This window comes from Sinorhizobium saheli (assembly GCF_001651875.1).
GTDB lineage: Bacteria > Pseudomonadota > Alphaproteobacteria > Rhizobiales > Rhizobiaceae > Sinorhizobium > Sinorhizobium saheli.
On sequence record NZ_LNQB01000072.1, the window covers coordinates 1 to 20147 of the forward strand.

General features: G+C 62.9%; 21 protein-coding genes and 4 tRNA genes. 11 read left to right on the plus strand and 14 right to left on the minus strand.

Features of this window, described 5'->3' with window-relative positions:
* Positions 1-168 precede the first annotated feature (168 nt).
* The 4 genes from ATB98_RS12165 to ATB98_RS12180 form a co-directional block, all read right to left on the minus strand.
* Complete coding sequence (locus ATB98_RS12165; RefSeq protein WP_066873933.1) at positions 169-1005, minus strand: MBL fold metallo-hydrolase; 837 nt, start codon at positions 1003-1005, stop codon at positions 169-171.
* Position 1006: 1 nt separating this feature from the next.
* On the minus strand, positions 1007-1786 hold the full coding sequence (locus tag ATB98_RS12170; RefSeq protein WP_066873935.1) for a TatD family hydrolase: 780 nt from the start codon (positions 1784-1786) through the stop codon (positions 1007-1009).
* A 20-nt stretch (positions 1787-1806) separates the two neighbouring features.
* Positions 1807-3357: a methionine--tRNA ligase gene (gene metG / locus ATB98_RS12175; RefSeq protein ID WP_066873937.1), complete on the minus strand. Its 1551-nt coding sequence runs from the start codon at positions 3355-3357 to the stop codon at positions 1807-1809.
* A 225-nt stretch (positions 3358-3582) separates the two neighbouring features.
* The gene (locus ATB98_RS12180) at positions 3583-3873 is read right to left on the minus strand and encodes a DUF1330 domain-containing protein (protein WP_066873940.1); all 291 of its coding nucleotides are present in this window, start codon (positions 3871-3873) and stop codon (positions 3583-3585) included.
* 71 nt (positions 3874-3944) lie between these two features.
* Between ATB98_RS12180 and ATB98_RS27990 the strand changes: the two genes are divergently transcribed.
* Positions 3945-4397 carry a MarR family winged helix-turn-helix transcriptional regulator gene (locus ATB98_RS27990; protein WP_084435450.1) on the plus strand — a complete coding sequence of 151 codons (453 nt, stop codon included), beginning with the start codon at positions 3945-3947 and terminating at the stop codon, positions 4395-4397.
* An 85-nt stretch (positions 4398-4482) separates the two neighbouring features.
* Here the strand turns inward: ATB98_RS27990 and ATB98_RS12185 are convergent, their stop codons facing one another.
* The 4 genes from ATB98_RS12185 to ATB98_RS12200 form a co-directional block, all read right to left on the minus strand.
* Positions 4483-5514: a DNA polymerase III subunit delta' gene (locus ATB98_RS12185; RefSeq protein WP_066873941.1), complete on the minus strand. Its 1032-nt coding sequence runs from the start codon at positions 5512-5514 to the stop codon at positions 4483-4485.
* Positions 5511-6215 carry a dTMP kinase gene (gene tmk, locus ATB98_RS12190; RefSeq protein ID WP_066873943.1) on the minus strand — a complete coding sequence of 235 codons (705 nt, stop codon included), beginning with the start codon at positions 6213-6215 and terminating at the stop codon, positions 5511-5513. The genes ATB98_RS12185 and tmk overlap by 4 nt, the downstream gene beginning before the upstream one ends.
* A gap of 115 nt (positions 6216-6330) precedes the next feature.
* Complete coding sequence (locus ATB98_RS12195) at positions 6331-7485, minus strand: D-alanyl-D-alanine carboxypeptidase family protein (protein WP_066874381.1); 1155 nt, start codon at positions 7483-7485, stop codon at positions 6331-6333.
* 47 nt (positions 7486-7532) lie between these two features.
* Positions 7533-8585 (minus strand): septal ring lytic transglycosylase RlpA family protein, encoded by a 1053-nt coding sequence (locus ATB98_RS12200; protein WP_066873945.1) that lies wholly within the window; start codon positions 8583-8585, stop codon positions 7533-7535.
* 283 nt (positions 8586-8868) lie between these two features.
* Between ATB98_RS12200 and ATB98_RS12205 the strand changes: the two genes are divergently transcribed.
* The 5 genes from ATB98_RS12205 to ATB98_RS12220 all read left to right on the plus strand — a co-directional run bounded on the left by ATB98_RS12205 (position 8869) and on the right by ATB98_RS12220 (position 10861).
* Positions 8869-8958, plus strand: a tRNA-Ser gene (locus ATB98_RS12205).
* Positions 8959-9132: 174 nt separating this feature from the next.
* Positions 9133-9208: transfer RNA gene (locus ATB98_RS12210), tRNA-Ala, on the plus strand.
* Between the two features lie 322 nt (positions 9209-9530).
* Positions 9531-9695 (plus strand): hypothetical protein, encoded by a 165-nt coding sequence (locus ATB98_RS29475; protein WP_167354072.1) that lies wholly within the window; start codon positions 9531-9533, stop codon positions 9693-9695.
* A gap of 214 nt (positions 9696-9909) precedes the next feature.
* On the plus strand, positions 9910-10629 hold the full coding sequence (lexA, locus tag ATB98_RS12215) for a transcriptional repressor LexA (RefSeq protein ID WP_066873947.1): 720 nt from the start codon (positions 9910-9912) through the stop codon (positions 10627-10629).
* A 158-nt stretch (positions 10630-10787) separates the two neighbouring features.
* Positions 10788-10861 (plus strand) — tRNA-Cys (locus ATB98_RS12220).
* 130 nt (positions 10862-10991) lie between these two features.
* Here the strand turns inward: ATB98_RS12220 and ATB98_RS12225 are convergent.
* Entirely contained in the window at positions 10992-11297 is a 306-nt protein-coding gene (locus ATB98_RS12225; RefSeq protein WP_066874383.1) for a hypothetical protein, read from the minus strand.
* A gap of 143 nt (positions 11298-11440) precedes the next feature.
* On the opposite strand from ATB98_RS12225, the gene ATB98_RS12230 reads away from it, so the two are divergent.
* Positions 11441-11515: transfer RNA gene (locus ATB98_RS12230), tRNA-Asn, on the plus strand.
* A gap of 213 nt (positions 11516-11728) precedes the next feature.
* Here ATB98_RS12230 and ATB98_RS12235 read toward each other — a convergent pair.
* The 3 genes from ATB98_RS12235 to ATB98_RS28920 form a co-directional block, all read right to left on the minus strand.
* The gene (locus ATB98_RS12235) at positions 11729-12067 is read right to left on the minus strand and encodes a chaperone modulator CbpM (protein WP_066873949.1); all 339 of its coding nucleotides are present in this window, start codon (positions 12065-12067) and stop codon (positions 11729-11731) included.
* Entirely contained in the window at positions 12064-12981 is a 918-nt protein-coding gene (locus tag ATB98_RS12240; RefSeq protein WP_066873951.1) for a DnaJ C-terminal domain-containing protein, read from the minus strand. Before ATB98_RS12240 ends, ATB98_RS12235 begins: the two co-directional genes overlap by 4 nt.
* A gap of 224 nt (positions 12982-13205) precedes the next feature.
* Positions 13206-13358 carry a hypothetical protein gene (locus tag ATB98_RS28920; RefSeq protein ID WP_153435534.1) on the minus strand — a complete coding sequence of 51 codons (153 nt, stop codon included), beginning with the start codon at positions 13356-13358 and terminating at the stop codon, positions 13206-13208.
* A gap of 85 nt (positions 13359-13443) precedes the next feature.
* Between ATB98_RS28920 and ATB98_RS30445 the strand changes: the two genes are divergently transcribed.
* The 4 genes from ATB98_RS30445 to ATB98_RS12260 all read left to right on the plus strand — a co-directional run bounded on the left by ATB98_RS30445 (position 13444) and on the right by ATB98_RS12260 (position 16204).
* Positions 13444-13827: a hypothetical protein gene (locus ATB98_RS30445; RefSeq protein WP_153435533.1), complete on the plus strand. Its 384-nt coding sequence runs from the start codon at positions 13444-13446 to the stop codon at positions 13825-13827.
* A 157-nt stretch (positions 13828-13984) separates the two neighbouring features.
* Complete coding sequence (gene nuoH / locus ATB98_RS12250) at positions 13985-14971, plus strand: NADH-quinone oxidoreductase subunit NuoH (RefSeq protein ID WP_066873955.1); 987 nt, start codon at positions 13985-13987, stop codon at positions 14969-14971.
* Between the two features lie 92 nt (positions 14972-15063).
* Positions 15064-15630 (plus strand): NADH-quinone oxidoreductase subunit I, encoded by a 567-nt coding sequence (locus ATB98_RS12255; protein WP_066873957.1) that lies wholly within the window; start codon positions 15064-15066, stop codon positions 15628-15630.
* Between the two features lie 133 nt (positions 15631-15763).
* Entirely contained in the window at positions 15764-16204 is a 441-nt protein-coding gene (locus ATB98_RS12260) for a CBS domain-containing protein (RefSeq protein ID WP_066873958.1), read from the plus strand.
* 15 nt (positions 16205-16219) lie between these two features.
* Here the strand turns inward: ATB98_RS12260 and nuoG are convergent, their stop codons facing one another.
* Positions 16220-18793: an NADH-quinone oxidoreductase subunit NuoG gene (gene nuoG, locus ATB98_RS12265; RefSeq protein ID WP_066873961.1), complete on the minus strand. Its 2574-nt coding sequence runs from the start codon at positions 18791-18793 to the stop codon at positions 16220-16222.
* Between the two features lie 87 nt (positions 18794-18880).
* Positions 18881-20146, minus strand: coding sequence for an NADH-quinone oxidoreductase subunit NuoF (nuoF, locus tag ATB98_RS12270; RefSeq protein ID WP_066873962.1), 1266 nt, complete (start codon positions 20144-20146; stop codon positions 18881-18883).
* Position 20147: the final 1 nt, after the last annotated feature.

Below are 20147 nucleotides of genomic sequence, written 5' to 3' on the forward strand. Positions count from 1 at the left end.
ACGTTTGACCAGCATCCCAAGAGGCGACGACTGTCGCATCTCTAACTGGCTCATATGTCGCATCTCTAAAATGCCGCTACAAACGACAATCGCATAAGATAGATTATGGAACTAACGCATGTAACCGAAGCCGCCAATTGCTTGAAAGCGAAACTTGATGTCCGACCTTCACGCTTCTTCGGCGGTTGGCTGGTCGATCTCGAACTCCAGACGCATCATGTCGTAAGCCGGTTCGACATGGTCCGGCGTCTCGTTCTGCACGACGTCGTAATCCAGCGGCACATGCATGTGCGTCAGCACCGCACGCTTCGGCTGAAGCCGGTTGATCCAGCCGAGCGACTGAACCAGCGACAGATGGCTCGGATGAAACCTGTACTGCAGCGTATCGATCACCAGCAGATCAAGCCCGGTGAGCTTTTCGACGGTGTCCGGCGGGAAGTCGCTGACGTCGCTGCAATAGGCAAAGTCGCCAATGCGAAAACCCAGCGAATGGATGTTGCCGTGGAACTGCATCAGCGGCTCGAAGGCGATCGAGCCGCCGGCGCCATGGATGATCACGGGCGGAAGGTCGTCGGGAATGACATTTGCCTCGACGATCGGCGGATAGCCGCTGCCATGCGGCGATTCCAGGCAGTAACGGAAACCCTCGCGAATCCGGCCCATGGTGAAGCTGTCCGCCCAGATCGGCACGCGCCGGCGGTACTCGATCACGAAGCCGCGAAGATCGTCGATCCCGTGCAGATGGTCGGCATGGGCGTGCGTATAGAAAACCGCATCGATATGACGAACGTCGGCGGCGATCATCTGGGCGCGGAAATCCGGACCGGTATCGATGACCACGGTGGTCTTGCCGCCGTCCGGCGCGATCTGTTCCACCAGCAGCGCCGCCCGCATGCGCCGATTGCGCGGGTTCGACGGGTCACAGGCGCCCCAATCCCCGGTGATGCGCGGTACGCCCGGCGACGATCCGCAGCCAAGGATGGTGAAGACCCGCCGAAACGCCATGTCAGAGCCTCGGCATTTTCGAGAAGATGCGGAATGCATTCTCCGTGGTTATGGCCGCAACTTCGTCCCTCGACACGCCGATCGTCTGCGCCAGCACCTCGGCCGTATGCGCCACGTAAGCCGGTTCGTTGCGCTTGCCGCGGAAGGGCTTTGGCGCGAGATAGGGTGCGTCGGTCTCGACGATCAGCCGGTCGTGCGGCACCCACTTGGCGATCTCGCGCAGTTCCTCGGATTTCGGGAATGTCAGGATGCCGGAGAACGATATATAGCCGCCGAGTTCGACGCCGACGCGGGCAAGCTCCGGGCCGGACGAGAAGCAGTGGAGCAGGAAAGGGAAGGCGCCCTTCCCTGTTTCCTCGGTCAGGATCGCCGCCATGTCGTCATCCGCCGACCGGCTGTGGATGACAAGCGGCAGTCCGGTCGCCCGCGCCGCCGCGATGTGCCGGCGCAGGCCTTCCGCCTGCGCGTCCCGCGGGGCGTTATCGTAGAAATAGTCGAGCCCCGCCTCGCCGATCGCCACGACCTTCGGATGCGCCGACAGCCGGATGAGATCGTCTGTCGTGACATCGAGTTCCTCATCCGCATTGTGCGGATGCGTGCCGACCGAACAGAAAACGTTCGGATATTTCTCGGCAATCGAAAGAACCCCGTCGAACCGCTTCACCCGGGTCGAAATCGTCACCATCTGCGTGACCCCCGCCTCGCGCGCGCGCTCGATGATCGCGTCACGCTCGGCTTCGAAATCGGGAAAATCCAGGTGGCAATGGGTATCGATCAGCATTGGTCCGCTTTCGCTCTTGCTTACGCTTCCGGCGCCACGTAACGCGGGAAGACCGGCTTCGGCGCCTCGAGCGGCGTTCCGGCGACGAGGCGGCCCGCTTCGCCGAGCTCGGCGAAGTCGCGCTTGTCGGCGGGGACGGCGACGAGATCCAGCAGCTTGCCCGCCGATTCCGGCATGAAGGGCTGCAGGAGGATCGCGATCTGGCGGACGACTTCGGCGGTGACATAGAGCACCGTCGCCATGCGCGCCGGATCGGTCTTCTTCAGCGCCCAAGGCTCCTGGGCGGCGAAATAGCGATCGGTTTCGGACACGACGGCGATCACCGCGGCCAGTGCACGATGAATGAGCTGCTTGCTCATTTCCTCGCGTGCCGTGTCGATCAGCGCATCGGCCGCAGCGAGCATCGCCTTGTCCTCGTCCGTCAGCGTTCCACAAACGGGAATCTGGCCCTCGCAGTTCTTGACGATCATCGACAGCGAGCGGCTCGCCAGATTGCCGATGCCGTTGGCGAGGTCGGAATTGATGCGGGTTGCGATCCCCTCCTCGCTATAGCTGCCGTCCTGGCCGAACGAGACCTCGCGCAGGAAGAAATAGCGGATCTGGTCGAGGCCGAAGTGCTCGACCAGGTTGAACGGATCGACCACATTGCCGAGCGACTTCGACATCTTCTCGCCCTTGTTGAGCAGGAAGCCATGGGCGAAGACGCGCCTGGGGAGCGGCAGGCCGGCTGACATCAGGAAAGCCGGCCAGTAGACGGCATGGAAGCGGATGATGTCCTTGCCGATCACATGGATATCCGCCGGCCAGAATTTCGCGCGCGGGCCGCTCGGGTCGGTCAGGTAGCCGGTCGCAGTCAAATAGTTGGTCAGCGCGTCGACCCACACATACATCACGTGCGCCGGATCGTTCGGGACCTTGATGCCCCAATCGAAGGTCGTGCGCGAGACGGACAAGTCCTTGAGCCCCGACTTGACGAAGGAGATGACTTCGTTGCGCCGCTCCGCCGGGCCGATGAAGTCCCGGTTCTCCTCGTAGTGCTTCAGGAGCTTTTCCTGGTAGGCGGAGAGCCGGAAGAAATAGCTTTCCTCCTCCACCCATTCGACCGGCGTTCCCTGCGGTCCGTAGCGCACGCCGTCGTCGCGCAGCTCCGTCTCGTTTTCCTGGTAGTAGGCCTCGTCGCGCACGGAATACCAGCCGGCATAGGAGTCCTTGTAGAGGTCTCCCGCCTCGCTCATGCGCATCCAGATCGCCTGCGATGCCTCGTGGTGGCGCTTTTCGGTCGTGCGGATGAAGTCGTCATTGGAGGCGTTGAGCAGCCGCGCCATCTTCTGGAACTCGGCGGAGTTGCGGTCGGCAAGCTCCTGCGGCGAAATTCCCTCCTTCTTTGCCGTCTGCTGCATCTTCTGGCCGTGCTCGTCCGTGCCGGTCAGGAAGAACACCTCGCGCCCGTCCAGTCGCTGGAAGCGCGCCATGGCATCCGTCGCGATCAGCTCATAGGCGTGGCCGATATGCGGCCTGCCGTTCGGATAGGAAATCGCGGTCGTGATGTAGAATGGGGACGTGTCTCTCATGGCGGGCTTCGATTTACCTCGGATCGGAAACTACGGCAGCTATTAGCGCATCGCCTTTAGGTAGGGAACCGCCGCACCCAGAAAAAGCCTGACGTACGGTGGCGCCATTGTGGCGACTTGACAGTTGGCAAGCGCGTCCTTGGTCGAGCGTCGTCACGACGGGTGTCGACGCGAAGCGAGCGATGCGGGTGCAACTTGCTATACTCGGTCGTTTGGCGCGGGGCTTCAGCCGGTTTCGACAACGAACATCCTCGCTTGCTGAGCCTCCCGGCGTTCGGCCTTGATCGGTGCGTACTTATCGGAATTGTAGAAGGCTAGCGCTTGGGCCAGGGTTGGAAACTCAAACACGCCAGCTATTGGGAAAGGCGCCTCGTTGCCTTCAAGAACCTGCGCAACACGACCGAAGTGCAGAATCCGCCCGCCCGCCTCTTGTAGAGCCGCCTGAAAGCGAGGAGCGAGCGCCGCCTGCTTGACGGGGTCAATGACGCGCAGATTGATATGCACGTACGCTGGCATAATAGATCTCCACATTGCCAAATAATGCATATACACTATTATGCTCACGCCGGGTTGTCGAGGGTGCAGACGTGAGCGGGTTTGATCCAGAATTTTTGAATGGCGTCGCAGCCGAATGTCCGGGCTTTCAGGCTCGTGCGACGGCGCGCGCAGTCACGCGCTATTACAACGCCTGCTTCAAGCCGCTCGGGCTGACGGCCGAGCAGTTCAGCCTCTTGGTCGGAATCGGAGCGGCCGCGGGAGCTACACTCGTTGATCTTGCGGTTAGCGCAGGGGTCGATGCGACTACTCTCAGCCGAAATGTTCAGAACCTGGAGGCGCGAGGTTTGGTCCGCGCTGAAGGCGGACGTGGCCGCGCAGGAAAGCGGCTAAACTTGACCAGTTCCGGGCGTCGCCTCATGGTAGATGCCTTTCCCGTATGGAAATCGGCCAAAGCGGAGCTGTCCCGCCACATGGGCGATGAACGGCTTCGATCGGCAACACGGGCAATGGCGGAGTTAGCCAAGGCGGCGGCTTTAGGGTAGATTTCCGCCCCGTACCGCAGACGCCCCCGACAACGATATCGATCTTGCCGCAGCGATCGCGCGGAGGTGGAAGTTCGATCCCGGCCTATGAAGCGTCCTTCAGGTCATCGAGCAGCGACAGGATCGTCTGCTTGCGATCGAGGTTATAGGCATCGCTCAACGCAAGCCGCTCGGCAAAAATGCCGGACAGTCTCGCCAGCCTCTCCGCCCGTTCGATGTCGCCGGCGGCGGCGGCTTCCCGCGCCGACTGGATGACGCGACCGGTCAGCAGCGAAGAGAAGAAGTCGAAAATCGTCTCGCTGTCCTTCGCTGAAAGAATATCGGCAAGCTTGTGCATCTGTTTGCGAACGGATGGCCCCTGCCCCTTGAGGATCTCCTCGAAAGCCTCGGCGATATCGAGGCCGCCGTAATTGATCAGCTTCAGCGCCTCGGAGACGCTGCCGCCCGCCGCCGCAAGTATCCGCTCGGCATTGGCGCCGGTAACGTCGAAGCCGAGAAGGGCGAGCGCCTGCCGCATGGCGCCGGCGTCGAGCGGCTTCAGCCGCAAGGGCAGGCAGCGCGAACGGATCGTCGGCAGGAGTTTTCCGGGCGCGTGCGTCAGTACCAGGAACAGCGAACGGCGCGGCGGCTCCTCCAGTATCTTCAAAATCGCGTTCGCCGCGTTGCGGTTGAGGTCGTCAGCCGGATCGATGATGACGATGCGCCAGTTTCCGCTGCCGGATGTCTGGCCGAAGAACTTGCCGGCGCGACGCACCTCGTCCACCGTGATCGCGCCCTTCGCCCTGCCCGTCTTTTCGTCGATCGGTCGCGTCAGATGCAAGAGGTTGTGCGATGCGCCGGAGACGAGCTGCCGCGTGACGATCGAACCGGGGTCCGGATCGCCGAGGCTGTCGGGCGCTTCCGCGGGCTCCGGATGGTTCAGGATGTGGTTGGCAAAGCGGAAGGCGAGCGTCGCCTTGCCTATGCCCTCCGGGCCTTCGACGAGAATCGCGTGATGGCCCTTGCCGGATTTATAGCTCTGCGCGAGGAAGGCCTCCGCTTCCCGATGGCCGAAGAGCTTGCTGTTTTCCGCCGGCGCGATCGCTCCCTCCAGCACGCCTGAACGCTCCGTCGTCATTGGGCCTTTTCCGTATTCGACAATTGCGGGTTGCCCTCGGCCGGCAGCAGCGATTCGACAAGGCCCAGCACTTCGGCGGCGATGACGTCCGCCGGCCGCGTCGCGTCGACCACACGACAGCGCCCGGGATCGGCCTCGGCAATGTCGAGAAAGGCTTCGCGCCGCTTCTCGTGCGTCTCGAGTTGTTCCTTCTCGAACCGGTCGGGACTGTCGCTGGCGGCGCGAAGGCGCGCACGCTCGAGCCCGACGGCGGCCGGAAGGTCGAAGATGATGGTGCGATCGGGAATCACACCGTTCACGGCCACGCGCTCCAGGGTCTCGACGAATGCAGGCTCGAGATTGCCGGTGATCCCCTGATAAACGCGCGAGGAATCCATGAAACGATCGCAAAGGACGATCGTGCCTTCCTTGAGCGCCGGACGAATCACCTCCTCGACGTGGTCGCTGCGCGCCGCCGCGAAGAGTATCGCCTCCATCCTGACGCCGAAAGGCTCGGCAGCGCCGGAGAGAAGCACATGGCGAACGGCCTCGGCGCCGACCGAGCCGCCGGGCTCCCGCGTGGTCAGCACGGGGTAGCCGCGTGCGCTCAGCGCTTCGGCAAGAAGGCGCATCTGGGTCGACTTTCCGGCCCCTTCCCCTCCCTCGAACGTTACGAACAAACCCTTGGTCAGCGACACATTTCTTCCCGGATCGGCGTGCATATCGGCCCTGTTTAGAGCCTTTCCCGGCGAAATGGAAACGATTCTGTCAGGCCACCGCGGCGCCGAAAGGATGTCGCGAAAGGGCGCGCAGCCCCTCCGGGTCGGTGCGCATTTCTCAGAGCCAGAAGAACAGCAGTTCCTGGAGCGCGTCGAGGGCGCGGCTCGTGAGCGTACCGGTCTCGACCGCATTGACTGTTCTCACGGGAACCTCCCGCAGCAGCTTGTCGCCGTTCCAGAGCTTGACGACGCCAACCTCCTGCCCGGCTGCGACCGGAGCCCTGAGCGGCCATTTGTAGACGATTCGAGCCGTCAAGCGCTCGGGATTGTTGACCGGCAGCAGCACGTCCACCGGCCCGCTCGCCACGAGCGCGACGCGGGACGCCGCACCGCCATAGACGCTCGCTTCTCCAACCGTCTCGCCATCGGCGAAGATCCGCCGCTTCTCGAAGGCGGTCATTGCCCAATCGAGCACCCGGCGGCTTTCCTCGATCCTCTCCTTCTCGCTCGCGAGCCCGCCCATCGCGAGGTAAACCCGACGGTCGCCGCGCTGCATCGAGGCTGCCACCGAAAAGCCGAAGCCCTCCGCAAACCCGGTCGCCAGCCCGTCGACGCCGATACTGGCGGCAATCAGCGGATTCCTGTTGCGCTGCAGGATCTTGTTCCACTCGAATTCGGGCTGCGAATAGAGGCGATAGAAATCCGGGTGGGCTTCGCGCAGATGCCGTATCAGCGTCGCGACTTCCCGCATCGTGACCCGGTTTCCCGGGTCCGGCAGGCCCGTGGCATTCTTGAATGTTGCAGTCGGCATGCCGAGTTCGCGCGCTCGCGCAGTCATGCGCCCGGCGAAGGCCGTCTCGCTGCCCGTCAGTCCCTCGCCGAGAATGATGCAGGCGTCGTTCGCCTGCTGCACCGTCACACCCTGGATGAGATCGGCGACGCGGATCCGCGATTTGATCGCGGCAAACATGGTGGCCGTGCCGGAAGGCGCGCCGCCCGTGCGCCAGGCATGCTCGGAGACTTCGAATGTTGTCTCCGGCGTCAGTTCGCCCTTGTCCAGCGCCTCGAAGACGACTTCCATCGCCATGAGCTTGGCGAGCGATGCAGGCGGCACCGCCTCGTTCTCGCCGCGCGAGAAAAGCACGGTCCCCGTTTCGGAATCGACGAGATAGATCTGCTTCGCTTTCGTGTCGAAAGTGGGCGTCTGCGCGACCGCCTCCGCCGAAACGATGGCCGCAAGCAAGCCCGCGACCGCAAGCCACTTCATGCGCATGAGAAACTCCGGTTTCTTCATGGGCATAGCAGCGCGCACACCCCTCTTCAACGATGTTGATGCGAGGAGGCGCTCCCGTGCTGCCGATTCGCGTAGGCGAGGATGGATTCCGGGGTCAGCGGATTGCGGTCGACCATGATGGCCTCGAAGGGCGACGGCTCGTCGCTGACGCGAACTTCGACGTAAGCGGCGGCATAGGCCATGTTGCCGTCCGGCAGCGGGATCAATTGCGGCCGGGCGGTCGGGATCGGTCCGATGTCCGGCAGGATCGCGAATTCGCCGAACGCCTGCGGCATCGCCGGGGCCGCGGCCGGCTCTGCAATGGCCGTGACGGGCACGCCCGCGTCAAGCGTGGAGTTGCGCGGCACGGGCACGGAACGAATATCCGGAATCTGGTTGCGCAGCGGTTCGTTCGAGGCGACCATGACGCCCGTCGCGATCTGCCCTTCCGGCATCACGCTCGGCGCGCGATCGCCCTTCCTGACGTAGGAAGCCATGAGATAGGGCATGTCGTTGCCTTCGAGCGGCGCGCGTCCGACATATTGCACGCGGACCTTGGCGCTGCCCTTGCCCTTCATGTCGAGGAGGTCGGCCGTCTTCGACGAGACGTCGATGATCCGGCCATATTCATAGGGACCGCGATCGTTCACTCGAACGATGACCGACGTTCCGTTTTCAAGATTGGTGACGCGCGCATAGCTCGGAAGCGGGAAGGTCGGATGCGCCGCCGACAGATGATACTTGTCGTAGATTTCGCCGTTTGCCGTCAGCCGCCCGTGAAAGGCCGAGCCATACCAGGACGCCATCCCGGTCTTGTTATAGCCGAAATCCTCCTTCGGCTGATACCACCTGCCCTTGACCTGATAGGCTTTGCCGACCTGGTACCGGCCGCCGCCCTTGGGGATATTGCGCCCCGCCGCGACACGCGGGCTCGCTTTGACGCCATAGACCGACTCGGCGAAATATTCCTTGCTCCGCGTCTTCGTCTTCTTGACGCTCGACGTCGCCGAACCGCAGGCGGCAAGCGTCGCGCAAAGCAACGGAACTGCTGCGAGACGCATTCCCCTCACAAGATAGGCCGCACTCTTACTGGATGTCATCTGTCCCACAAAGTCATTCGCAAAGCCTCGCCCGGAACAATCCGCCGCCCCAGCGGATATCCCGGCGTCCCGAAACGGTACAATTGAGCAATCATGACAACAACAAGGCAGAATTGCGATTGTGAAGGCGAAACGGCGCGGGAAATCTCTATTTATGGTTTACAAACAGTAAAGGCGGACCCTGCCGGAGACCTTCGCGCTCGGCACGAGCCGAGAAATTCTTCAAGTCCGACGCAGCTTAAATCTTGCAACGTCTCCCGCTTCGCGCAATAACGCGCTGCCCGGATGGGTGGCCGAGCGGTTTAAGGCACCGGTCTTGAAAACCGGCGTAGGTGAAAGCCTACCGTGGGTTCGAATCCCACCCCATCCGCCACATCGCCAAGCGATCGCATACCCGGCTCATCTGCGCTGATCACGCGGGAGAGCGTTGACAACGAGCCGCGCACCGCTACGACAATCCGCTCCCGTTTGGCCACCAAGTCCTGTCGAAAAGGCGCCGGAAGGTACTAGCGCGTTTGAGAGAAACCGCTTATAGACAAGAGCCGCTGGGGTCGTAGCTCAGTTGGGAGAGCGCCGCAATCGCACTGCGGAGGTCGAGGGTTCGACTCCCTTCGACTCCACCAAGCATCCCTTGTCCAGCCCGGAGACATAGGTAACAGAACGTACCTGAGACATGGGTGACAAGCTCGTGCCGAACGGGTTGTCGATGGCTTGGACAGTCCCATGTCAGCATGACATCGCTGCCGATCTCTGCCGATCTGGGCATAACGGCATGGCTGTACCGCAACGATCCAAGTACCCTCCCGGCGACGCATTTCAGCCCCTGTCGGCGCCCGGCAACAGGTCCTCCGCCGGTTGAGTCAGGCTTGCCAAAACAGCTGATTTGAGAGACAGTTTTCGTCGGGCCGTTCAGGGCCCGGGCAACTCCCGCAAGTGGAGACGATCATGCCGCTTAAATCTGTGATGGCAGCCGCAGCAATTGCCCTTTTCACCCTTTCGGGATGCGCGACGACCGGCGATCTCAATACGTCCTATACCCAGTGGTATGGCCCCTATCCGGAGCCGGATTTCGACGTTCTGAGCCCGGGCGGTCTCCGTCTCGCCTATTGAAACACCGCATCCGGTCTGCGGCGGAGAGCCGCGGCACTCCCCCTGCCCCGAAGATTCCAGGCGCTCGAGCGCCGGCCTTTGCTTGCGGCGGCGAACCCGGGCGCGATCTTTTCATCACCCGGCGAAATTCACGGAATTTTAGGCACTTGCGGAACACATATGGAACAGATAGTTTCTGTTCTTGATTTGTTTCGCGATTCTGGAGTGACGCGCCATGCTGACCCGCAAGCAACAGGAATTGCTTCTGTTCATTCACGAGCGAATGAAGGAGTCCGGGGTCCCGCCGTCCTTCGACGAGATGAAAGACGCGCTGGATCTCGCGTCGAAGTCGGGCATCCACCGGTTGATCACCGCACTCGAGGAACGCGGGTTCATTCGCCGGCTACCGAACCGCGCCCGCGCGCTCGAAGTAATCAAGCTGCCGGAAGCCTATGCTGGCGCCGCACAGGTCCGCCGCGGCTTTTCGCCGAGCGTGATCGAGGGGAGCCTCGGCAAGCCGCCCGCGCCTCCGCCTGTCCCGGCGAAGTCGCCGCCACCGGCCGAGAACGCTTCGGTTGCCATTCCGGTCATGGGGCGCATTGCCGCGGGCGTGCCGATTTCGGCAATCCAGAACAACACGCACGACATTTCCGTACCGGTCGAAATGATCGGCAACGGCGAGCACTACGCGCTTGAGATCAAGGGCGATTCGATGATCGAGGCCGGCATCCTCGACGGCGATACGGTCATCATCCGCAACTCCAGCACCGCCAATCCCGGCGACATCGTCGTCGCCCTGATCGATGACGAGGAAGCCACCCTGAAGCGCTTCCGCCGGAAGGGCGCATCGATCGCGCTCGAGGCCGCGAACCCGGCTTACGAAACGCGCATCTTCGGACCGGACCGGGTGAAGATCCAGGGTAAACTCATCGGCCTGATCCGCCGCTATCATTGAGGCGGCGGCAGGTGTAGCGGCTCTCAGCCGTGCTCGTGTGAAATGTCGGGCAGGCGCACGTTTCTGGATTCGCCACGGATTTTTTTCAGAAATTGCCTCTTGCGGTTTCCGGTCAATCATTCTAAATCGCGCCACGGCTTGAGAATTCAGGTCAGAGAGGCCTCGTGGCGGAGTGGTGACGCAGAGGACTGCAAATCCTTGTACCCCGGTTCAATTCCGGGCGAGGCCTCCAAAGATCTTCTCTCCTATAAGCAAGTAACGACGCAGACCGGAACCGCCGGTTGCGCTCGCGCGTCTTTGCCCGACCTGCGGGTTACGGCCTCGCAAAATCAGCGGGAACGGCCTTGAGGAGCCCCTCGCCCTCACGCGCCCGCGTCGGACCCACCGGACGAATTCTGCGCACCGCGCCTGCGCGCCCACCACACGGCAAGCTTGCGGCGCTGGCGGCGCACGAAGGGGATGTCGTGGGAAAGGATAAGCAGGCCCAGGGGAACCATCCAAAAGCCGAGGACCGGCAGAAAGCCGAGCAGGCCGCCGACAACCAGCAGCAAGCCGATCAGGATCCGTGGGAGCGGCGAACTGGGCAAGGCCATGCGCCATTTGCCAAGCACGATTTCCCGCGTCTGCGGATCGATACCGAAATGTACTTTCTTCCTGTCGCTCGCCATCATTCCTCTTTCGTAAGCCAGTCCTCCAGAGTTGGGGCTTTCTCCACAGCCTGACAACCGCGCCTCGGGATTTTTTTTGAAAAACCGCTTGGCAAATCGAAAAAGCATTTGTATTAGCAGCCTCACGTCTGCGGCGCAGATGATCCCTGGTAGCTCAGCGGTAGAGCACTCGACTGTTAATCGATAGGTCGTCGGTTCGAATCCGACCCGGGGAGCCAGTTTCGAAAGGCCTGCACCTCAGGGTGCGGGCCTTTTTTCTGTCGGGTTCTCAACGGCTTACCGGAACAGGTGAACGCGCGACGACTGCCAAAGTTCAGTGTTTGACCTACAGGACAGCGGAGGCGCTCGTCATCGGCCCGGGGAAATGAGCCTGATGGCGCCCGAGGCCGGTCGGGTTTCGCTGAGGCTGACGCCATCTTTCTCGCCCTCATCTACCGGTGGCGCGTTACAATGACCGAAAAGGCTCGCCCGATTTCCTGGCGAATCTCATCGGGCTGGTCGCGGAGTGCGTCGGCGATTGACCTGAGCTCGCCCCTCAAGCGGTAAAGCTGATCCAAGAGCGCAAGGATGATGGGCACGGCATCGTCGTTGACGTTCATGTCGTTCCGCAGTTCGCAGACGAGGCGAATTCGAGCGATGTCGACTTCATCGAAAAGCGGTCCCGCCTGCCCCTGAGACGGCATGATCCAGCCGCGACGCACCCATTGCCGCAACTGGCGGCCGGTGACGGTGTGGAAGAGTTCGAGGACCTGTTCCTCCGTCAGTCTCATGAAGCCTTCCTCAGCGCTTGCCGTGGGTCATAGGCATGGGCCCGGCCCCAGGTTTCGATGAGCCTTTCGAGATCGGGGTCTATCCTGTCGGGCAACATCACCTTCAGCTTGACGCGCTGGTCCCCCGCCGGGCCTTTCGAAGGCTTCACACCCTTGCCCCTGAGGCGCAGCACATCGCCGGTATTCGAGCCCTTCGGCACCGTCATCATCACGCGACCGGAGATCGTCGGCACCTCGATCTTGGCACCGAGCACGGCCTCGTACAGTGTTATCGGCAGTTCAATTTCGATGTCGTTGCCCTCGCGACGGAAAAGCGGGTGGGAACGGATGCTGATCCCGATCAGGGCATCCCCGCTTTCCCCGCCGCCAAATCCCGGCGCGCCCTTTCCCTTGAGCCGCAGCGTGCTGCCGTCGCGCGTGCCGGCGGGAATGGTCAGTTCGAGCGTGTTTCCGTCGGGAAGGGTAATGCGGCGCTGGGCGCCGTTGGCCGCCTCCAGAAATTCGACCTCCAATTGGTAGCGGAGATCCTGTCCGCGCGTCTTGAAGCGAGTCCCTGTCCTGGTCCGGCCGAACAGGTCCGAGAAAATGTCGGAGAGGTCCTCGAATTCGCCCGCTCCGGACGCGGACGTATACCGGCCCGCCTGGTCTGCGTCCGCATAGTGCCGGTAGAAGCGCTGCTGGGCTCGCTCCGCCCCGGATGCATCGATCTCGCCGCGGTCGAAACGGGCGCGCTGCTCGGGGTCGTTCAGGAGATGATAGGCGGCCGAGAGCGCCTTGAATTGGGCCTCCACCTGTTCGTCGCCCGGATGCAGGTCGGGATGCAGTTCCTTTGCGCGCTTGCGATAGGCCTTGCGGATGTCGTTCTGTGTGGCTGTACGCGAAACGCCCAGGATCTGATATGGATCGTCCGTCACCGATCACCTCCACCGACTTGATCTTGCGCTGCGGTTTCGACATCAGCGCACCGTCAACGACAAGTCTTCAATATGGGGTTCACGGTCTTACTTGCCCACCCTTCTCTCGCTTGGGAGGGCGTTGCGGAATGATTGATTTGCCCGCGGGACTCGAGGCCCGGGAAGCGAGCACCTTTCGGCGGTGCGCCTTCAGTCCGCGCTCTTCCGCGCGGGTGCGGCCTCGTTCATATGCGCCCTGAAAGCGTACTTTGCGCAGACCAGATCGACGCATATTTGGTGGGGCCGGCATGCTCCTTCCATACGGGACCGCACCACAGGAGCAAAAGCGCCAGGTCGAGCGGCAGCGACAGAACCACGATGACTACCAAGCCTGCCATCTCATGCCACTCGTTGTCATGCCGTTAGCTGCGCTTCCCCGCGGATGGTGATGCTCTGTCCGGTCGGACATGAAGTTCTCCCTTCTTGTTCATTGTGAATGTCGGATACCGTGGAAAGTTCCGCCTTGGCGCGGACAGAACGGGCGGCCGCCCTCCTTTCAATTTTGCTGCAAACCCGCATTGGAAGGCGTATCGTGTTGTCGGCACCGGCCCTCATGGCCGGGAGAGAGATGTTCTCGCGCCGGGAGGAGAGTTCCCGATGGAGCGCCGTGGCGACGAACCCGCAGCGATCAGTCCTGACGCCGTGGAGATGCTCGGCAAACTCTTCGACCAGATCCTGGATGAACATCAGATCCCGCGGGAGGGAGAAAGGGCCGAGGACCTCGCCGCCAGGCTGATCGCCATTTATCGCAGCGGCGTGCGTGACCTCGAACTTCTGAAAAAACTCGCCATGCGTTCGCGAAGCTGAGCTTGGCGGTCTCGGCCGCTCGCGGCGATGTAATCGTCATTGTCTGTGGCGCGTCACCGTTGTACCGTTCAAGTTGACAAACTGCGCAGGTCGCTCGGTGTTTACCGGGGAGCCGAAGCCGGTCGCATGTTTCAATCCGTTGAATTGCAGGCGGATCATGGAACTTATCGTTGCCCTTGGCCTGATCGTATTCAAGGTCGCGTTGCTGATCGCGATGCTGCTCCTCCTCCCCTTGCCGCTGACCTGGGTCGAACGCAAGATAGCCGGGCACATGCAGCAGCGGATGGGCCCGATGCGCGTGGGGTGGCACGGGCTCCTGCAGCCGGTGGCGGACGGCATAAAGCTCCTGACGAAAGAGGACCATATTCCGGCCGAAGCCGACCGCTTCCTCTTCAAGCTCGCTCCGATCCTGGCGCTCGCGCCCCCCTTCGTGGTGTTCGTCGCGATTCCGTTCGGCGAAAGCATCTCGGTTCTTGGCAACGAGATCTCGCTCTACGTCTCGGACATGAACGTGGCGCTGCTCTTTGTCTTCTCCGTGATCGGGCTCGAGGTCTATGGCGTCATTTTCGGCGGCTGGGCCGCCAATAGCAAATATGCCGTCCTGGGCAGCCTCAGGACCTGCGCGCAGATGATCAGCTACGAGATCCCGATGGGCTTCGCGGTCATCGGCGTGGTGATGCTGGCGCAATCGATGAGCCTTCTGGACATCGTGCGTGCCCAGGCGGATGTCTGGAACATCGTCTACCAGCCAATCGGCTTCCTGGTGTTCTTCATCGCCGGGCTCGCCGAGGCGCAGCGCATCCCCTTCGACCTGGCGGAGGCGGAAGGGGATCTCGGGGCCGGGTTCCACACCGAATATAGCGGCATCCGCTTCGCCTTCTTCATGGTCAGCGAATACGTCATCATGCTGCTGGTGTCGGTCCTGGCGGTGATCCTGTTCTTCGGCGGCTGGAACGGCGTGCTGATCCCCCTGCCGCCGCTCCTCTGGTTCGCCCTCAAGGTGGCGTTGTTCATCTATCTGTTCATGTGGTTCCGCTTCACTTTCCCGCGCTACCGCTACGACCAGCTGATGTCGATTGGATGGAAAGTCTTGCTTCCTCTGTCGATGGCGAACATAATCCTAACCGGTATTGCCTTCATCTGATCCATGTCGGAAAGATGCGGCAATTCAAAGTGCTACGGCGCTCCTTGCGCGCCTGAGCGGGCGCGGCGCCGTGAGCTCGGAGCGGTGCGGCGATGTTGCGCGCACGGGACAGAATTGGAACATGGATCGGCTGGGCCTTCTTCGCCGATCTTGCAAGCGCCCTGGCGTTGACTTTCGGCTACATGTTCTCCCGATCCGTGACCATGCAGTATCCGGACAAGGAGAAGTGGCTCCCCTATTCGCGTTATCGCGGTCATCACTTCCTGAAGCGCGACGACGAGGGCGAGATCAAGTGCGTGGCGTGCGAGCTCTGCGCGCGGATCTGTCCCTGCGACTGCATCGAAGTCGTCCCCTATGAGGACGAGAAGGGCAATCGTCACCCGATAAAATTCGAGATCGACACGGCCCGTTGCCTCTTTTGCGGGCTATGCGAGGATGCCTGCCCGGCAGATGCGATCGCGCTCGGGCAGCAATATGAATTCTCGAGTTTTTCCTCGCGCGACCTGGTGATCGGGCGTGACGACCTGCTCGCCAAGCCCGGGAAGGCGCCGACCGGTGGCGGTGTGGTCGCCGCGCGCCTGAACACGAAGAAGGATGTGCTGGTCGAGACGAACGAGCCGCAGGGCTACAACTGGTGGCGGAATATCCGGCGGACGTGAGCACGCCGCAGGCTGAGCCCGAGCGCTACTGCATGTTTCCTTAGACCGGAGCCGTTCTAAGGAAACATGCAGCATTCGGAGAGCCGCTCGTGCGCCTGAAAGGACGCACGGCGCTGTCGGGTAGGAGGCGCAGATGTTTGTCGGCGAAATCGTCAGGAACAAGGGTGTCGGAGTGATCGCGGTTACTCCCGATCGCACGATGGTGGAGGCTCTGCAGCTGTTTCGCGACAGGAACATCGGTTTCGTGATCGTCAGCGACGGGACCGGCGAATGCCTGGGCACTCTCTCGGAGCGGGACTGCTGCAATGCGCTGGCGGAATTCGGGCCCGAGGCGGCGCTGATGCCGATCGCCGACGTCATGAACCGCAGTGTGGCGACCTGCTCGACCGAAGACTTGCTGCCCTTCGTGATGGCGATCATGACCCAGCGGCGCACGCGCCATGTGCTGGTCATGGATGGCGACTCCGCCATCGGCGTCGTCAGCATCGGCGACGTGGTCAAGCACCGGCTCGATGAGGCGCTGCGCACGGAGCAGTACCTGCAGGATTACATATGCGGCACCAACTATCGCTGAGGGGTGCGGTGCACTTCAGGACGCGCCGTCGCGCGCGCTTTGGCCGCGGTCCTCCGGGCCAAGGGCGGCACTCGGCGGAGCGATATCCAAGACAGTCTCCGCCCTTCGAACATCCACCGGGCACGGATATTCACCCCGTCGCATCAGGCTGTTGAGACGCAGGGCTCTGTAGTTCTCGGGAACAAACACGAGGCCGCCTGGAAAGCGCCCGTTGATCTTCAGCTTCGCCGCCAGTTCACCCTGGGCCGAGCGCACGACCACCTGGTCGCCATCCGAAAGACCGAGCCCAGCGGCATCCTCAGCGCTCATCTCGACGTAAGGGTCATCCGCGACCGTATTCAGGATTTCCGAGCGTTCGGACAGGTATCCATTGTGGAAGAGGCCGTTGCCGGTGATCAGCATCAGCCGGCCTGCCGCTCTCGTCGCGGGCGGTGCGGCGAAGAATGCGTCAGCCGTCAGCGTTCCGGAACTCCTGGTGAATGCTCCGTCGGCGCCGAGCTCTTCCTGCCTCAGTCCGCGATAGGCCGGAAGCAGCCGGGCGATCTCGTCGAAGATTTCCCCCTGCGCCGATGGTTTCAGCACCTTGTCGCGGAGCGCCGCGACGAAATCGAATATCGCCAGATTGCCCCGCGCCTCGAAGGCGGCCTCACGGAATTTGCGGACCACCTGGATGCGGCCCTCATTATTGGTGAAGGTCCCTGCTTCTTCGCCATAGCCCGCCGCCGGCAGGACGACCTCGGCAAGACCCGCCGTATCCGTGAGGAAGGTATCCTGCACGATGAGGAGGTCGGCGGCGCCGAGCGCCCGGCTGATGAAATCCCGGTCGGGATAGGAGATCAGCGGGTCTGTTCCGACGATATAGAGCGCACCCATTTGCCCGCCGACACAGAGGTCCAGCATGGCATCGAGATCGGCGCCGGCTTCGGCGGGGAGTTCGGTGCCCCGGTCCTGCGCAAGTTCGGCGCATGCCGCGTCGGTTGCCGGCCATGGCCCCGGCACGGCGCCCATGTCCCAGGCGCCCATCTGGTTGGCACGGTCGAAGAGGAACTGCATCGCCGGCCCCTTGCCGAGCAGGCGGAGAAGCTGCAGCAGGCTGCTGAGTTGCTGCAGCGTCAGGCGCGCCTCCGGCAGTCTCAGAAGTTCGACGCTGACCAGCACGCTGACGCTGCGGCTCTTCTTGAGCTCGGCGACCAGGCGATCGATCCCCTCACCGCCGGCGCTCGCATCCCCAATCGTCGCGCGGATGTGCGCAAAGCCGTCGGCATCCGCCAGGAGCCCGGCCGCCACCGCCGCAAGGCTCGCCGCCTCCCCACCCGGGGGCACGCGAACCGCCACCCGAGCGTCGGCATCGAGCCGCGACGGCCGCGCCGAGAGCATGAGCAATCCGGTCTGCCGCCGTCGCGCGGCGTCGCGCAGCAGGTATTCGGTAACCGGGTTCTCCTCGGTCACGTTGCCGCCAACGACGAGGACGCAGTCGTTGCCGAGCACATCTGCGAGCGGCGCGCGCGTATAGAAGCCTGTCACCAGCGGGCCCAAGCTGTCGACGGGCGTCGACCAGCGCGACGAGCAGTCGATGTTGTTGGTGTGGAATACCGTCCGCATCAGCTTCTGGAATTGATAGAGCACCTCGTTGGGCAGGCGCGGCGAGATCAGCCCGCCAGCCGCCCTGCCCTCGACCGCCGACAGGCGCCGGCGCAGGTAGGCGCCCGCTTCCTCCCAGGAAACCGGCGTAAGCGCGCCGTCGCGGCGGATCATCGGTCGCTTGATGCGCTCGCGGTTCTCGATGAAGTCGAGCCCAAAGCGGCCGCGGACGCAGAGCGTTTCGCGGTTGACCCCGTGCTCCCAGTCCGAGCGGACGCGCATGAACTCGCCCTTGCGCGCGCCGACGGTGAGCTGGCAACCGGTGCCGCAATGCGGGCATACCGTATCGGTCTCGGCAAGGTCCCAGGGCCGTGCCTTGTAGCGGTAAGGAAAGCTCATCAGCGCGCCGACCGGGCAGACCTCGACGCAGTTGCCGCACTGGTCGCAACTCGCAAGACTGCCCTCGAATCCGGTGACGGCAGTGTCCATGCCCTTTTCGACCGTGCCCAGCGCCACCGCGCCGACGACTTCCTCGCACATCCGCACGCAGCGCTGGCACTGGATGCAGCGGTTGACGTTCATGATGATGACGGGGCTCAGGCGGATGTCCTTCGAGTGGAACACGCGCTTCAGGTCGCGGAATTCGCTTTTGCGGGGGCCATAGGCCATGACCATATCCTGGAGCTCGCACTCGCCGCCCTTGTCGCAGATGGGGCAATCGAGAGGATGGTTGGCGAGCAGCATGTCGAGCATCGACGCGCGCGTTTCCTCGATCAGCGGCGTATTCGTCCTGACCACCATCCCCTCCGTGGCCACTGTCGCGCAGGCCGGCTGCAGCCGCCGCTGCCCCTCGATCTCCACCAGGCACATGCGGCAGGAGGCGAGCGGCGGTAGGCGCTTCCAGTAACAGAAGGTCGGGATCTCGACGCCAAGACGCTCCGCGGCCTTCAGCACGGTCGAGCCCGCCTCAACTTCAAGCGTCTGTTCGTCGATCGTAACGCTAACCATCTTTCCTCGGCCCTTATCCAGCGTGGTCGTCCTGCTTTCATGCATGTCGTCGTCCCAAAGCCGCTGCACACATCCGGGCGCCATGCATTAGTGATAGGGGCACCTCCGCGCCTCGATATGGGCGACGAATTCATCGCGGAAATGCTTCAGGGCGGCCCGCAATCCCATCGCCGCACCGTCGCCAAGAGCGCAGAACGTGTTGCCGAAAATGCCCTTGCAGAGCCTGTCCAGCTGCTCGAGATCGCCAGGGGCGCCCTCCCCGGCCTCGATCCGGCGCAGCACCTTCACGGCCCAGTTCAATCCTTCGCGGCACGGCGTGCACTTGCCGCAGGATTCGTGGTGGAAGAACTCGATGATCCGGGTGGCGACCTTGACCATGCAGGCCGTATCGTCGATCACGATGACGCCGGCCGAGCCGAGCATCGATCCCGCGGCAGCGAGCGAGTCGAAATCCATGCCCACGTCCAGCCCGCTCTCGGGGATGACGGGCGCCGAGACGCCGCCCGGGATCACCGCCTTGATCCGGCGTCCCGGCAGCGGACCGCCGGCATGGTCCTCGATGAGTTCACGCAACAGTATGCCCATCGGCAATTCATAGAGGCCGGGTTTGCGCACCTGGCCGCTCACGCAATAGAGCTTCGGGCCCGGGCTCTTGTCCGGGCCGATTCCCCGGAACCAGGCCGGCCCGCGCGTCACGATATGCGGCACGCAGGCGAGCGTCTCGACATTGTTGATCACCGTGGGGCTGGCGTAGAGCCCGGCCACGGCGGGGAACGGCGGCTTCAAGCGCGGCTGCGCCCGCTTGCCCTCGAGCGACTCGAGCATCGCGGTCTCCTCGCCGCAGATATAGGCGCCGGCGCCGCAGTGGATGTGTACGGAAAAATTGAAGTCCGAGCCCAGCACGCCCCTTCCGAGATAGCCCTTCGCGTGCGCCTCGGCGATCGCCTGCTGAAGGCGGCGGATTGCCGTTACATATTCTCCTCGAACATAGACATAGGCGGTTTCGGCGCCGATCGCGTAGGCGCTGACCGCCAGCCCCTCGATGAGCTGGTGCGGATCACGCTCCATGATGATCCTGTCCTTGAAAGTGCCGGGCTCGCCTTCGTCGGCGTTGCAGCACAGGTATTTCGGCCTGTCGGTCCCCTTCGGCACGAAACTCCATTTCATGCCCGTCGGGAACCCGGCCCCGCCGCGGCCGCGCAGGTTCGACTGCTTGACGAGGTCGATGACTTCGTCCGGCGTGTGCTCGCCAAGCGCTTTCCTGAGCGCCTGGTAGCCGCCATCGGCCTCATAGGTCGACAGCAGATGGCCGTCCGCTGCGTCGACATTCCTGAGAAGAACCGGCTCCGACATG

What these genes read in the sequence shown, in the direction of transcription:
- ATB98_RS12165 (WP_066873933.1), bottom strand. Translation starts at nt 1,005, where the DNA reads ATGGCGTTTCGGCGGGTCTTCACCATCCTTGGCTGCGGATCGTCGCCG.
- ATB98_RS12170 (WP_066873935.1), bottom strand. Translation starts at nt 1,786, where the DNA reads ATGCTGATCGATACCCATTGCCACCTGGATTTTCCCGATTTCGAAGCC.
- metG (WP_066873937.1), bottom strand. Translation starts at nt 3,357, where the DNA reads ATGAGAGACACGTCCCCATTCTACATCACGACCGCGATTTCCTATCCG.
- ATB98_RS12180 (WP_066873940.1), bottom strand. Translation starts at nt 3,873, where the DNA reads ATGCCAGCGTACGTGCATATCAATCTGCGCGTCATTGACCCCGTCAAG.
- ATB98_RS12185 (WP_066873941.1), bottom strand. Translation starts at nt 5,514, where the DNA reads ATGACGACGGAGCGTTCAGGCGTGCTGGAGGGAGCGATCGCGCCGGCG.
- tmk (WP_066873943.1), bottom strand. Translation starts at nt 6,215, where the DNA reads ATGCACGCCGATCCGGGAAGAAATGTGTCGCTGACCAAGGGTTTGTTC.
- ATB98_RS12195 (WP_066874381.1), bottom strand. Translation starts at nt 7,485, where the DNA reads ATGCGCATGAAGTGGCTTGCGGTCGCGGGCTTGCTTGCGGCCATCGTT.
- ATB98_RS12200 (WP_066873945.1), bottom strand. Translation starts at nt 8,585, where the DNA reads ATGACATCCAGTAAGAGTGCGGCCTATCTTGTGAGGGGAATGCGTCTC.
- ATB98_RS29475 (WP_167354072.1), top strand. Translation starts at nt 9,531, where the DNA reads ATGCCGCTTAAATCTGTGATGGCAGCCGCAGCAATTGCCCTTTTCACC.
- lexA (WP_066873947.1), top strand. Translation starts at nt 9,910, where the DNA reads ATGCTGACCCGCAAGCAACAGGAATTGCTTCTGTTCATTCACGAGCGA.
- ATB98_RS12225 (WP_066874383.1), bottom strand. Translation starts at nt 11,297, where the DNA reads ATGGCGAGCGACAGGAAGAAAGTACATTTCGGTATCGATCCGCAGACG.
- ATB98_RS12235 (WP_066873949.1), bottom strand. Translation starts at nt 12,067, where the DNA reads ATGAGACTGACGGAGGAACAGGTCCTCGAACTCTTCCACACCGTCACC.
- ATB98_RS28920 (WP_153435534.1), bottom strand. Translation starts at nt 13,358, where the DNA reads ATGGCAGGCTTGGTAGTCATCGTGGTTCTGTCGCTGCCGCTCGACCTG.
- nuoH (WP_066873955.1), top strand. Translation starts at nt 13,985, where the DNA reads ATGGAACTTATCGTTGCCCTTGGCCTGATCGTATTCAAGGTCGCGTTG.
- ATB98_RS12255 (WP_066873957.1), top strand. Translation starts at nt 15,064, where the DNA reads ATGTTGCGCGCACGGGACAGAATTGGAACATGGATCGGCTGGGCCTTC.
- ATB98_RS12260 (WP_066873958.1), top strand. Translation starts at nt 15,764, where the DNA reads ATGTTTGTCGGCGAAATCGTCAGGAACAAGGGTGTCGGAGTGATCGCG.
- nuoG (WP_066873961.1), bottom strand. Translation starts at nt 18,793, where the DNA reads ATGGTTAGCGTTACGATCGACGAACAGACGCTTGAAGTTGAGGCGGGC.
- nuoF (WP_066873962.1), bottom strand. Translation starts at nt 20,146, where the DNA reads ATGTCGGAGCCGGTTCTTCTCAGGAATGTCGACGCAGCGGACGGCCAT.